Raw genomic sequence first — 13,638 nt, forward strand, 5'->3', positions numbered from 1 at the left:
CGATGACTTTTTCAAAAGCCCTGAGCCTGCGTCCCGTCCGGCGCCAAGCGATGGCTAATGCCCGCGCTCTGGGAGTGGCGCTGGTGTTGGCTTGCGGCTCGACAACGATGGCGTTTGCCATGCCCGCCACCGCTACGATTGCGGCCAAACCCGCCGCGGCAACCGTGGCGGTGACGAAGATCGACTTCAAACGCGGAGACGACGGCGCAGGCCGGTTGATTCTCCAGTTCGATGGTCAGGGGGCGAGCCCGGATCTGCGCAATCAAGGCACCAATGTGGTGATCGACGTGGGTAATGCGACGCTGCCGGCCGAGTTGCAGCGTCCGTTGAACGTGATGGATTTCGCTACGCCGGTTCAGCGCATCGACGCGAAGCCGTCCGGAACCGGCGCGCAGCTGGTACTCAGCACCGGCGCGCCATTCGACTCGCTCGCCTACCAGACCGGCAACGAGTATGTGGTGGAGATTTCTCCGCGCCAGGCGGAAGTGGCGACCGGTGCGGTAACCGCCAAGACGGTCGCCCAGGCCGCGGCGACGGTTGCTGCGCGTGGTTACAGCGGGCGGCCGGTGACCTTCAATTTCCAGGACGTGCCAGTCCGCACCGTCCTGCAGTTGATCGCGGAGGAGTCCAACCTGAACGTCGTCGCCTCGGACACCGTCTAGGGCAATGTAACGCTGCGTCTGGTCAACGTGCCGTGGGATCAGGCGCTGGATATCGTGCTGCGTGCCAAGGGGCTGGACAAGCGCCGTGAGGGTGGCGTCATATGGGTTGCCCCGCAGCCGGAGTTGGCGAAGTTTGAGCAGGACAAGGAAGACGCGCGTATCGCGATTGACAATCGCGTGGACCTTGTGACCGACTACATTCAGATCAATTACCACAGCGCGGAAGCCATTTTCAAAGCCTTGACTGAGGCAAAGGGAATCGGCAACAGCGGTAATGGCGGCAGCAGCGGTGGCAGCGGCAACAGCGATAAGCAGGAAAACGGATTCCTGTCTCCGCGAGGGATGATTGTCGCGGACGAGCGTACCAATACGCTGATGGTCAGCGATATTCCGAAGAAAATCGCTCAAATGCGCGATTTGATCAAAGTTATCGATCGTCCGGTCGACCAGGTGTTGATTGAAGGACGCATCGTTATCACGACGGATACGTTTGCCCGTAACCTTGGTGCGAAGTTTGGTGTACAGGGACGTCGCATCGGTGATCGCACTCAGGCCATCAGCGGCTCTTTGGCGGGTAACTCGTCGATCATCAACGACGGGCTTGTCACCAATGAAGGGTTGAACGTCAACCTGCCGGCGAACACCTATACCAAGAGTCCGGTGGGTGCTTTGGCCTATACATTGCTTGGCGCCAACTTTTCGTTGGATGTCGAGTTGTCCGCGATGCAGGAGGAGGGGCGCGGTGAGGTTGTTTCCAATCCCCGTATCGTCACCGCCAACCAGCGCGAGGGCGTGATCAAGCAGGGTAAGGAAATTGGTTATGTGACGATTTCAGGCGGTGGTGGCCTGGGTGGCGCACCGACGGCGAATGTCCAGTTCAAGGAAGTCCTGTTGGAGCTGAAAGTCACCCCGACCATCACCCAGGACAATCGCGTTTTTCTTAACATGAATGTGAAGAAGGACGAGTTTGATACGTTCCTGGAGGTCACCGACTACGGTACCGTGCCAATCATCAATCGCCGCGAGATCAATACGGCAGTGCTGGTTGAAGATGGCCAGACGGTTGTGATCGGTGGTGTCTACGAGTTCACTGACCGCAGCAGCGTCAGCAAGGTGCCGTTCCTGGGGGACATCCCGTTCCTGGGCAATCTCTTCAAGAAACGCGGTCGCAACAAGGACAAGGCCGAGTTGCTGGTATTTGTGACGCCGAAGATCCTTCGCGTCGCAAAAGCCGCCAACTGAGTCCAGCGTGGGAACAGAAAGGGCCGCTTTTTAGCGGCCCTTTTTTGTTTGCGGCTGATGGGGAACCCTTTCACGGCAGATCGGTCAAAATGCGCCTATGAATCTACCTCCGCATCTTCCTGAGCCGGCCGTTGCACCCGCAATCAATGAAGGGCTGCAGCGGGAGTTCGCGTCCTTGCGTGACGCGCTTTCGAGCGAGATTGTCGGTCAGTCGGTGCTGGTGGAGCGGCTGTTGATCGCGTTGCTGGCCGACGGACATCTGCTGGTCGAGGGCGCACCGGGGTTGGCGAAGACCACCGCGATCCGCGCCCTGGCCTCGCGCATCGACGCCAGTTTCGCCCGTATCCAGTTCACCCCGGACCTGTTGCCGGCCGACCTCACCGGCACCGATATCTGGCGCTCGCAGGAAGGGCGGTTCGAGTTCCAGCCGGGCCCGGTGTTCCATCCGATCCTGCTGGCCGACGAGATCAACCGCGCGCCGGCCAAGGTGCAGTCCGCGCTGCTGGAGGCGATGGGCGAACGGCAGGTGACGGTCGGTCGCAACACCTATCCGCTGCCTTCCATCTTCCTGGTCATGGCGACGCAGAATCCGATCGAGCAGGAAGGAACCTTCCCGCTGCCCGAGGCGCAGCTGGACCGTTTCCTGATGCACGTGCGTATCGGCTACCCCGATGCGGGGGCGGAGGCGGAAATCCTGCGGCTTGCGCGCGAACGGGCCTTGCGCGAACTGGCACCGACAACACCGCCGCACGAAAAGCTCTCGCTGCAGAAGATCGAGCAGGCGCGCCGCGCGGTGCTGGAGCTGCATATGGCACCGCAGCTGGAGCGCTATCTCATTGAGCTGGTGCTGGCCTCACGCGATGCCAGCGGTTACGACCCGGTGCTGGCACGACGTATCGCCTGGGGGGCAAGTCCCCGTGGCTCGATCGCGCTGGAGCGCTGCGCCAGAGCCCGTGCGTGGTTGTGCGGGCGCGACTATGTCACGCCGGATGACGTGCGTGCGGTCGCGCCGGATGTGCTGCGTCACCGGGTGCTGCCCAGCTACGAAGCGGCTGCGGAGGGCTGGGACGGGGATCGGCTCGTCGCCGCCCTGATCGATCGCGTGCCGTTGCCCTGAGTACCTGACGATGGCGGTTGATGCCGGGCATGAAACTCTATTGCCGCGCGCCACGGCGATCCCCGCCACCGCAGGAGTGGTGGCATGAGGCCGGTGCAGCCGCAGGTGATGCCGGCCGCGTCGCCCACTTCCAGCGAGGGTGTCGTGCCAACGCTGGCGGAGTTGATCGCGCTGCGTGGCACTGCGGTTCGCGGACGTAGCCGGCGGCGCGGGCGTCAGGGGGTTTCCGGTCAGGCCGCTTCGGCAATGCGCGGTCGCGGCATGGAGTACGCCGAGTCGCGCGAATATGTGGCCGGCGACGATGCCCGGCATATCGACTGGAAGCTCAGTGCGCGCACCAACGCCACCCAGACCAAGACGTTCCAGACCGAGCGCGAGCGTGTCACCTTGATCGTGGCCGATACCTCGGCCGCGTTGTATTTCGGCACCCGCGTGCGCTTCAAATCGGTGCAGGCCGCGCGTGCCGGTGCGGTGGCGGTGTGGGCGGCGTTGCGCGAGGGTGACCGCCTGGCGGCGCTGCGCGGCACCCGCGAAGAGTCGCCGGTGCCTCCGGCCGGCGGCACACGGGGAGCGCTGCGGGTGCTGGATGCGCTGGTGCGCTGGTATCGCGAACCGCCAGCGGCCGATGCCGGGTTGCCGACCGCGCTGGAGCAAGCCGGACGGCTGGCGCATCCCGGAGCCCGGGTGGTGGTGATGGCCGATCCGGCCAGTGCGCTGGCCGTCCCGGCCGCCATCTGGTCGGCGTTGTCGATGCATGTGGATGTACACCTGATCCTGCTGGTGGATCCCCTGGAACTGGCGCCCTCCGCATGTGTGCTGCCGCTGGCTACCCCGGACGGTCGCCTGGAGCTTGACCTGGCATCGGCGTCCACTCGCGAGGCATGGCATGCGGCTTTCATCGCACCGGTCGAAACCCTGTGCCGGATGCTGCCGGGGCGACGCGTGCGGGTACAGGTACTGTCCAGTGATGCACCCAGTGACGCGTGGTTGAACGGTGGATCGGGCGGAGCGCAGAGATGACGCCCCTCCAGTTGCCGCTGCGTGATGTACATCTGCCTGCAGCGCCGGGCTGGTGGCCGTTGGCGCCCGGCGGGTGGCTGGTGCTGGGGTGTCTGGCGCTGGTAGTGCTGGCCGGCGGCGCATGGTGGTCCCGGCGCAGGCGTCGGCGGCGGAATTGGACACTGCTGTTCGATCGCCAGATAGGCGCCGCAGGCCCCGGCGCCGCGCAGCTGGCGGCCGCCTCCGAACTGCTGCGGCGTGCGGCGGCGCGCATGCAACCCGAAGCGGCCTGTCTGCAGGATGAGGCGTGGCTGCGCTTTCTCGACGGAAGCGGCGGTGCCGACTTCACTGCCGGCGATGGCCGGTGGCTGCTGGATGGCGGATTTCGGCCGGCGGTCGATGAAGTGGCGGCCGCCCGTGCACTGGTGTTGGCGCGGCGCCGGTTTCTGGAACTGATGGCGGGGCATCGATGAACAGCCCGTACCTGTCCTGGTTGAGTGAAGCCTTGCCGGTATTCGCCTGGCCGTGGGTGTGGCTGGCATTGCCCTTGCCGTGGCTGATGCGCTGGTGGCCGCTGCGTGACGATCACACACCGGCGTTGCGCATGCCTTATGAAATGACGCGCTTCCAGGGGATGTTGGCCGCGCGCCGCCTGCCGGCGTTACGCGGGCTGCTGCTGTGGCTGGGCTGGCTGTGCCTGTGTGCCGCCGCCGCGCGCCCGCAGCAGCTGGGCGAGCCGATCGAGCCACCGCGCCAGGCGCGGCAGATGATGCTGGCGGTGGACCTGTCCGGCAGCATGAGCGAACCGGATATGCAGCTGGGCGGGCGTGTGGTCGAACGGCTGACGGCCGCCAAGGCGGTGCTGGCGGATTTTCTCGAGCGGCGCGAGGGCGATCGCATCGGTCTGCTGGTGTTCGGCCAGCGCGCCTATGCGCTTACGCCGCTGACCAGTGATCGCGCCAGCGTGCGCGAGCAGCTGCGGGACAGTGTGGTGGGGCTGGCCGGGCGCGAGACCGCACTGGGCGATGCCATCGCGCTGTCGGTGAAGCGTCTGCGTGAGCAGCCCGATGGGCAGCGGGTGCTGATCCTGCTGACCGATGGCGTCAACACCGCCGGCGTGCTGGAGCCGCTCAAAGCGGCCGAGCTGGCCAAGGCCGAAGGCGTCCGCGTGCATACCATCGCGTTCGGGGGCAGTGGCGAGATCCGCATGTTCGGCATGAAGTTGCCCACCGGCGAAGACCCGATCGATGAGCAAACCCTGGCAACGATCGCCGAGCAGACCGGCGGGCGATTCTTCCGTGCGCGCAACACCGACGAACTGGCCGGCATCTATGCCGAGCTGGATCGATTGGAGCCGGTCGCCGCGAGCGGTCCGGTGGTGCGCCCAAAGATCGAGCGCTACCCGTTGCCGCTGGCGCTGGCGCTGCTGTTCGCAGTGTTGGGGCTGGTATGGCCAGGGCGACGCCTATGAGTGTGCTGGATCTCTGGAACAGCCTGCATTTTCTGCGCCCGCAGTGGCTGTGGGCGCTGCTGTTGCTGCCTGCAGCCGTGCTGGTCGGCTGGTACCGGCGGCGACGTCGCAGCCGCTGGCAGAGCGCGGTGGATCCGCACCTGCTGCCCCACCTGTTGCAACAGGGGCTCGGCAGCGGAATCGGCGGCGTCTTGGCGCTGCTTGCCGGTCTGTTGCTGGCGGTTGTCGCGCTGGCCGGACCGAGCTGGCGCCAGCTGGAGCAACCCTTGTGGGAGGCGAAGACCCCCCTGGTGATCGCCCTGGATCTTTCCAGCAGCACCGGCGCAACCGATCTGCCGCCATCGCGCCTGCTGCAGGCACGCGCCAAGCTGGCGACCTTGCTGCGTGAGCGCAAAGGCGGCGAGGTGGCGCTGCTGGTGTATGCCGGCGAGCCGTTCACCGTCGCGCCGCTGACCGCCGATGCGGCCAACGTGGCGTTGTTTGTGGACGCGCTGGCGCCGGAGGTGATGCCGGTGGACGGGCAGAACGCGGGCGGCGCGATCGACTGGGCGGTGGGATTGCTGCAACAGGCGCAGGCGCGCCACGGGGACATTCTGCTGCTGACCGGCGCGGCCGACGCCGGATCACGTGCCGCGGCGGTGCGGGCTGTGGCGGCCGGCTACCGGGTTTCGGTGCTGGGGCTGGGCACGGTGAAAGGCGCGGCCTATCGTGACCGGCGCGGACAGATCGTTCAGACCCATCTGGATGCCCCGGCGCTGCAGGCGCTGGCCAGCGCTGGCGCGGGTCGCTACCTGCAGTTGACGGCGAGCGATGCGGATCTGCAGGCACTGGGCGTGCTGGAGCCGCGCCTGCATGGCGGCGACAGCCCGAAAGAGAAGACCGGCAAGATCTGGCAGGACGAAGGTTATTGGCTGCTGCTGCCGCTGATGCTGCTGGCGTTGCTCGCCTTCCGGCGCGTCGGTGGGATCTCGGCGCTGTTGCTGTGCGTGCTGCTGCCGCTCGCGCTGCCGGCACAGGCGGCGGAGTCGAACTGGTGGCAGCGGGCCGACCAGCGGGATCACCAGCGTCTTGCCGAGGGCGTGGATGCCTACCGCAAGGGCGATTTTGCCGGAGCGCAACGCCATTTCGAAGGCATCGCTACGGATCAGGGCTGGTACAACCTCGGCAATGCGCTGGCGCGCCAGGGCAAGTACGACGAAGCCATCCAGGCCTATGACCGCGCTTTGAAACAGCAGCCGGGGATGCCTGATGCGCTGGCCAATCGCGCCGCGGTCGATGCCGCACGCAAGCGCAAGTCGCAACAGGGCCAGCAAGGCCCACAGGGGCAGCAGGACCAGAAGGGCGACCAGGGCAAGCCGGAATCTTCACCTCCGCAAGCCGGCAAGGACGGTCAGCCGCAGAACGACGGGACGCCTTCATCGCCGTCGGCGCAGGGCAAGGACAGTGCTGCGGCACCTTCCCAGTCCCCGCAGCCCGGCGGTCAGGCGCAACCCACGCCTGAGCAGACACCACCGCAGGGTGAAGATGCGGGCAAGCAGCAGGCCGCCGACCAGGCCCAGCGGGAGCGCATGCGCCAGGCGATGGGCCAGGGGCAGCAGGGCGAGGCAAATGGAAAACCGGCACGGCAAGGTCCGCCGATGACGGCCGAAGAGCGCGAGCGGCGCCAGGCGGTCGAGGCCTGGATGCAGCGTGTGCCGGATGAGCCGGGCAATCTGCTGAAAACCAAATTCCAGCTCGAGTACGAGCGGCGCAAGCGGGAAGGGCGATGAAGAGCCGGAAAACACGGGGGTGGCTGCTGTGGCCGCTGCTGGCGGTGTGGCTGCTGGGCAGCGGACTGGCGGTGGCCGAAACCCGCATGTGGCTGGACCGCGACAGCCTGGCCGAGGGTGAAAGCACCACCTTGCTGATCGAAACCGACCAGGCCGGGGTCAGTCCCGACTACACGCCGTTGCAGGCCGATTTCATCCTCAATGGGCAACGCAGCAGCCGGCAGTGGCAATTGGCCAACGGGCGACGGGTCCAGAAGTCGCTGTTCGAGGTATCGCTCACGCCACGCCATGCCGGTGTGCTGGCGGTGCCGGCGCTGCGGGTGGGCAGCGAGCGGAGTGGCCCGCTGCGGCTGGACGTCCGCGCGGTGGCGGCCCCACAGCGCGATGCCGACACCATGACTTTCGTGGAAACCGAGGTCGATGCCACCGGGCCCTACGTGCAGCAGAGCGTCGGCGTGGTGGTACGGCTGTATTTCGCCACCCAGCTGGCGTCGGGCGAGCTGGTGCTCGATACCCCGGCGGGCGCGTCGCTGCAGCGGATCGGCGAGGATCGCAGTTCCACGCGTGAGATCAATGGCCGCCGCTACAACGTGGTCGAGCGGCGCTATCTGCTGATCCCCGAGCGCAGTGGTCCGCTGTTGCTGGCCGGTGCGCGTTTCAGCGGTACCGGCGTGGGCGGTTTCTTCGATGATTTTTTCGGGCGCGACAGTGGCCGGCTCAGTGCCCGCGCACCGGACCAGACCCTGCAGGTGCGGGCGGTACCGGCCGCTGCGCCGCAGCCGTGGCTGCCGCTCAAGGAGCTGCGCCTGCGCTATGTGGCCGCGCCGCAGTCGGCACGGGTCGGCGAGGCGGTGAGCTTCGAGGTGGAGGCCATCGCGACCGGCGCCACCAGGGCGCAGTTCCCCGAACTGCCGGTGCCTTCGCTGGGCGATACGGCGCAGGTGTTTGCCGAGCCGCCGCAGTATGACGAGACCTTCAGCGGCAGCAGCCCGCAGCTGAAGCTCACCCGGCGCTATTCGATCGTGCCGCAGCAGGCGGGCGTGCTGTCGCTCAACGGCGTGCAGATGGCCTGGTGGGATGTGCAGGCCGTGCAGGCGCGCACCGCCTCGGTGCCGGATCTGCAGCTGCAGGTTGCCGCCGGCAGCCCGGGACTGGTGGCGCCACCGGTGGTGCAGCCGCCGGCCGTGTCCGCGTCGCAGGACACGGCCGTGGTGACAGCGCCGCCGCCGGCCGAAAACCGTTGGCTGTGGCGCGGACTGGCGGCCGGTTTCGCGCTGCTGTGGCTGTTGACGCTGGTGTGGGCGCTGCTGCGCAAACGCCCGCTTGCACCGCCGGAAACCGCCGCCGCGCTGTCGTCGCCGGCGCCTGGCACACGCTACAGCCAAGCCGATCTGCGCCGTGCGCTCGATGCTGGCGGGCTGGAAGAAGTGGTCCATATCCTGCTCGCCATGGCCGGGGTCGACAGCCTGGATGCGTTGCTGGCCGAACTGGAGGATGCCGACCAGCGGCAGGCGCTGGAGCGTATGCAACGGGCGCGCTGGGCAGGCCAGGGCGATATCGTCCTGGCACGGGCGCGGCTGCGCGAGGTGTTCCGGCAGGGGCCGCGCTGGCGGGTGCGGGAGGTGGCGGAGAAGCCGCTGCTCGACCCTCTTTACCCGCAGACGCGCGGAAAAAGGCAGCCGTAGGCCTCTGCTAAGCTGCCCCCTTCATCGGAGAGACATATACCTATGGTCAATGCAGCAAAGACCCCCGCCAGCATGCCGTTCCACTGGAAGATCGGGATCGGCTTCGGTATCGGTCTGCTGCTTGGCCTGCTTGTGCACATGCTGAGTCCCGGGGCGTCCTGGGTGCATCTGGTCACCAGCTACCTGACCACGCCGGTTTCGGGGCTGTTCCTCAACCTGATCTTCATGCTCATCGTGCCGCTGATCTTCTCGGCGCTGGTGATGGGCGTGTCGGAGATGGGCGATATCCGCGCGCTGGGGCGCATCGGCTGGAAGTCGCTGGCCTACACCATCGTGCTGTCCGGCGTGGCGGTGCTGATCGGTCTGGTGCTGGTCAATGTGCTCAAGCCCGGTGCCGGCGTGGACCCGGCAGTGGCCGCACAGCTGCTGGCCGAGAACGCCGAGCGCAGCAGGGAGATCGTGGCCGGGGTCGGCGCCCAGCCCAAGGGCCTGGAAATGCTGCTGTCCATTGTCCCCAACAACGTGCTGGCTGCTGCCGCCGACAACGGCAAGATCCTGTCGCTGATGTTCTTCGCCTTGATGCTGGGCATCGGCATGGTGCTCTCGCCGGCGGAAAAAGTGGCCACGCTGCGCAAGGCGATCGAGGGTCTGTTCGAGATCTCGATGACCCTGATCAATCTGGTCATCCGCCTGGCGCCGTATGCGGTGGCCTGTTTCATGTTCAACCTGGCCGCGATCTTCGGCTTCGGCCTGCTGGTCAAACTGGGCGCCTACGTCGGGGTGGTGGTGCTGGCGCTGGCGTTGCACATGTTCATCAGCTACGGCATCGCGGTGAAGCTGGCTGGCCGCTCGCCGCTGCAGTTCTTCCGGCAGACCCAGGAGGCCACCTTGATGGCGTTCTCCACCGCCTCGTCCAACGCGACCCTGCCAACGGCCATGCGCGTGGCCGACCAGATGGGTTTCCCGCGCAAGGTCTCGCGCTTCGTGCTGACCGTGGGTGCCACCGCCAACCAGAACGGCACCGCGCTGTTCGAGGGCGTCACGGTGATCTTCCTGGCCCAGTTCTTCGGCGTGGACCTGAGCATCGGCCAGCAGTTCATGGTGATGGTGGTCTGCATCCTGGGCGGTATCGGCACCGCCGGCGTGCCGTCGGGCTCGCTGCCGGTGGTGGCGCTGATTTGTGCCATGGTCGGCGTCAATCCGGTCGGCATCGGCCTGATCCTGGGCGTCAACCATTTCCTGGACATGTGCCGCACGGCGCTGAACGTGACCGGCGATCTGGCCCTGACCACGCTGGTGGCACGCGGCGAAAGCGACGAAACCGTCGGTCGCCACCACCCCCGCGACTGATCGGCGGCTGCCGCAGATATGAATGAACGGCCGCTCTGTGAAGGGCGGCCGTTCCACATTGTGAAACAAGCGGATTTCATCACTGACAGTGCCGGGTTCCGGCCTGACCGGCCGGGTGCTCTGTGGGACAATAGGCCGCCCGCAGCTCCGCGGGAGCCTCCCGACACGACGAACCATGACGCAGCCCACCCGCCGCCAGTTGGCGAACGCCATCCGTTTCCTCGCCGCCGATGCGGTCCAAGCCGCCAACTCCGGTCATCCCGGCATGCCGATGGGCATGGCCGACATCGCCGAAGTGCTGTGGAATGACTATCTGCGCCACAACCCGAACAATCCGAAGTGGTTCAACCGCGACCGCTTCGTCCTGTCCAACGGCCACGGCTCGATGCTGCAGTACGCACTGCTGCACCTGAGCGGCTACGACCTGCCGATCGAGCAGCTCAAGGCGTTCCGCCAGCTGGGCAGCAAGACCGCCGGTCACCCGGAACACCACGAAACCCCCGGCGTGGAAACCACCACCGGTCCACTGGGCCAGGGTCTGGCCAACGCGGTGGGTTTCGCACTGGCCGAGAAGCTGCTGGCACAGCGCTACAACCGGCCCGAATTCGAAATCGTCGACCACCGCACCTGGGTGTTCCTGGGCGACGGCTGCCTGATGGAGGGCGTTTCGCACGAAGCCGCCTCGCTGGCCGGCACCTGGGGCCTGGGCAAGCTGGTCTGCTTCTGGGATGACAACAACATCTCCATCGACGGTGAAGTGGAAGGCTGGTTCACCGACAACACGCCCGAGCGTTTCGAGGCCTATGGCTGGAACGTGGTGCGGGGCGTGGATGGGCACGATCCGGAAAGCATCAAGGCCGGTATCGATGCGGCGCTGTCGCAGGCCGACAAGCCGACCCTGATCTGCTGCAAGACCACCATCGGTTTTGGCTCGCCGAGCAAGGCCGGCAAGGAATCCAGCCACGGCGCACCGCTGGGCAAGGACGAGCTGGAAGCCACCCGCAAGGCGCTGGGCTGGGAATACGGTCCGTTCGAGATCCCCGAAGCGATCTACGCCGGCTGGCGTGCCGGCGGTACCGGCACCCTGCGCCAAGCCGAATGGGAACAGCAGTTCGACAAGTACGCCGCGCAGTTCCCGGCCCAGGCCGAAGAGCTGACCCGTCGTTCGCATGGCGAGCTGCCGGAAGATTTCATCGCCCAGGCCGATGCCTACATCGCCAAGGTGCAGGCCGAAGCGCCGAACATCGCCTCGCGCAAGGCCTCGCAGAACGCCATTGAAGCGTTCGCGCCGCTGCTGCCGGAAATCATCGGTGGTTCGGCCGATCTGGCCGGTTCCAACCTGACCCTGTGGAAGGCCAGCAAGACCGTGGTCGGCGAAGACCCCGATGCCAACTACGTGCACTACGGCGTGCGTGAGTTCGGCATGAGCGCCATCGCCAATGGCCTGGCCCTGCACGGCGGTTTCCTGCCGTTCGACGCCACCTTCCTGGTGTTCAGCGACTACGCCCGCAACGCGCTGCGCATGAGTGCGCTGATCCCGGCGCAGGTCATCCACGTGTTCACCCACGACTCGATCGGTCTGGGCGAAGACGGCCCGACCCACCAGCCGGTCGAGCACCTGGCCTCGCTGCGCTACATCCCCAACAACGATGTGTGGCGCCCGTGTGATGCGGCCGAATCGGCGGTCAGCTGGAAGGCGGCGATCACCCGCAAGGATGGCCCGAGCTGCCTGGTGTTCAGCCGCCAGAATCTGCCGGCCCAGGCGCGCAGCGCCGAGCAGGTCAAGCAGATCGAACGCGGCGGCTATGTGTTGGCCGACGCGGCCGGTACCCCGGATGTGATCCTGATCGGTACCGGTTCGGAAGTGGGTCTGGCGATGGCCGCCAAGGCCGAGCTGGACGCGGCCGGGATCAAGACCCGCGTGGTGTCGATGCCGTCCACCGACGTGTTCGACCGCCAGGACGCGGCCTACCGCGAATCGGTGCTGCCCAACGCCATCCGCGCCCGCGTGGCGGTGGAAGCCGGCGTCACGGGTTTCTGGCGTGCCTACGTCGGTCTGGACGGTGCGGTGATCGGCCTGGACAGCTTCGGTGCCTCGGCTCCGGCCGACCAGCTGTACAAGCACTTCGGCATCACCACCGAGGCGGTGGTCGCGGCGGCCAAGGCGCAGGTCGGCAAGTAATCGCCGCTGCGGTTTGAGCTATGTAAAAGGCCGGGAACTCCCCGGCCTTTTCTTGTTGTGGCGCCCCGGCGAGTGGCTTTGGCCGGGCGGCACTTGTCATGATGGGTGCTGCGGCAGCTCCGTCCAGGGCCGGCGATGGCCAGCGCGGGTGTGCCGCGCCTGGCTCAAAAGTGCCACTGCAGGCTCAGCACGCCGCGGTGCTCCCGGTTGCCGCTGGCGAACTGGCCGCTGTAGCCCAGGCCCAGGGTGGTGGACGGGGTAATCTGCAGATCGGCGCCCAGTTCGACTATCGCGGCATCGCGGGCCAACGGAACGCTGGCCACGGTAAACGCTTGGCCGCCCGCAAAGGCCAGGGTCCGGGATGCGCCCCGCTCACCAAACGCATGCTGCCAGCCGAGGGTTGCCTTCAGCAGACCCCTGGTTTGCCCGAGCACCACTTCGGTCTGTCCACGCAGGCCCAGGGCGCTGCTGCTCTGCGTGTCGTGCGTGCGTTGCCCGGTCAATGCCGCCGAGCCGCCCGCTTCGGTGAAGCCGGATGTACGCACTTCGCTCCAGCCCAGCCCGACAAACGGGGCGAGGGAGCTGCGCGGCGAAAGGGCAATGACGTAGCCCAGTTCGATGAACAGCTCGGTGGTGTGGCCGCCATAGCCGGCCGTGAGTCGCTGCGGCGCATCGGCCACGCGGGTATGACGACGGGTGTCGATGTTGTGCCGGGTGTGGATCGCGCCGCCCAGCAGAGCGAGCGGGCCGCTGCCGGCCTGGAACGACCTTCCGCCGAACAGCGCCCCGCTGTAACTGCGGATATCGGCCTCGGACTGACGGTCATCGATGTCGATATCCGCGTCGCTGTAGCCCAGTGCGCCGCCAATATGCCAGTCATCGCCGACGGCCCGGTCGCTGCCGAGGACCAGACCGTGGCGGTGTTGCACCAGCTCGGCGGCGTTGCCGTCACCGCGCACATGCAACAGGACAGCAGGCCAAACGTGCCTTGGGCGTTGCGCGCAGTATCGGGGCGGTGACCTGCCGCGTTCGGATCATGTACCGGGCAGTTGGCGAATGCTGGCGCGGTACAACCGGGCCGCAACCGGCCCATGCACGCAGTCATCAAGATGATGGTGGCCCGCGCAGTAACGCTATTTCACGAGGCCATCATGCGTGCGG

11 protein-coding genes are annotated in these 13,638 nt (G+C 66.7%); 10 read left to right on the top strand and 1 reads right to left on the bottom strand.

Annotated features, from left to right (window positions below; genetic code table 11):
* Window positions 1-2: 2 nt before the first annotated feature.
* The 10 genes from ARC78_RS17110 (at window position 3) to tkt (ending at window position 12,477) form a co-directional block, all read left to right on the top strand.
* A complete protein-coding gene (locus tag ARC78_RS17110) occupies window positions 3-662 on the top strand; it encodes an AMIN domain-containing protein (RefSeq protein WP_425478289.1) in 660 nt (219 codons plus the stop codon).
* A gap of 54 nt (window positions 663-716) precedes the next feature.
* Window positions 717-1,904, top strand: coding sequence for a type IV pilus secretin PilQ (locus tag ARC78_RS17115; RefSeq protein ID WP_425478290.1), 1,188 nt, complete (start codon window positions 717-719; stop codon window positions 1,902-1,904).
* Window positions 1,905-2,001: 97 nt separating this feature from the next.
* Window positions 2,002-3,021: an AAA family ATPase gene (locus ARC78_RS01970; RefSeq protein WP_054657075.1), complete on the top strand. Its 1,020-nt coding sequence runs from the start codon at window positions 2,002-2,004 to the stop codon at window positions 3,019-3,021.
* Window positions 3,022-3,105: 84 nt separating this feature from the next.
* Window positions 3,106-4,041: a DUF58 domain-containing protein gene (locus ARC78_RS01975; RefSeq protein ID WP_057505616.1), complete on the top strand. Its 936-nt coding sequence runs from the start codon at window positions 3,106-3,108 to the stop codon at window positions 4,039-4,041.
* Entirely contained in the window at window positions 4,038-4,493 is a 456-nt protein-coding gene (locus ARC78_RS01980) for a DUF4381 domain-containing protein (RefSeq protein ID WP_057505617.1), read from the top strand. The genes ARC78_RS01975 and ARC78_RS01980 overlap by 4 nt, the downstream gene beginning before the upstream one ends.
* Before the next feature lie 11 nt (window positions 4,494-4,504).
* Window positions 4,505-5,491, top strand: coding sequence for a vWA domain-containing protein (locus ARC78_RS01985; protein ID WP_057505641.1), 987 nt, complete (start codon window positions 4,505-4,507; stop codon window positions 5,489-5,491).
* Window positions 5,488-7,260: a tetratricopeptide repeat protein gene (locus ARC78_RS01990; RefSeq protein ID WP_057505618.1), complete on the top strand. Its 1,773-nt coding sequence runs from the start codon at window positions 5,488-5,490 to the stop codon at window positions 7,258-7,260. The genes ARC78_RS01985 and ARC78_RS01990 overlap by 4 nt, the downstream gene beginning before the upstream one ends.
* Window positions 7,257-8,945: a BatD family protein gene (locus ARC78_RS01995; RefSeq protein ID WP_057505619.1), complete on the top strand. Its 1,689-nt coding sequence runs from the start codon at window positions 7,257-7,259 to the stop codon at window positions 8,943-8,945. Before ARC78_RS01990 ends, ARC78_RS01995 begins: the two co-directional genes overlap by 4 nt.
* A 42-nt stretch (window positions 8,946-8,987) precedes the next feature.
* Window positions 8,988-10,295, top strand: coding sequence for a dicarboxylate/amino acid:cation symporter (locus ARC78_RS02000; protein ID WP_054657452.1), 1,308 nt, complete (start codon window positions 8,988-8,990; stop codon window positions 10,293-10,295).
* Window positions 10,296-10,470: 175 nt separating this feature from the next.
* Complete coding sequence (gene tkt / locus ARC78_RS02005; RefSeq protein ID WP_057505620.1) at window positions 10,471-12,477, top strand: transketolase; 2,007 nt, start codon at window positions 10,471-10,473, stop codon at window positions 12,475-12,477.
* 164 nt (window positions 12,478-12,641) lie between these two features.
* Here the strand turns inward: tkt and ARC78_RS02010 are convergent, their stop codons facing one another.
* A complete protein-coding gene (locus tag ARC78_RS02010) occupies window positions 12,642-13,436 on the bottom strand; it encodes an autotransporter outer membrane beta-barrel domain-containing protein (RefSeq protein WP_241772622.1) in 795 nt (264 codons plus the stop codon).
* Window positions 13,437-13,638: the final 202 nt, after the last annotated feature.

The organism is Stenotrophomonas pictorum JCM 9942, from assembly GCF_001431585.1.
Classification (GTDB): Bacteria; Pseudomonadota; Gammaproteobacteria; order Xanthomonadales; family Xanthomonadaceae; genus Stenotrophomonas; species Stenotrophomonas pictorum.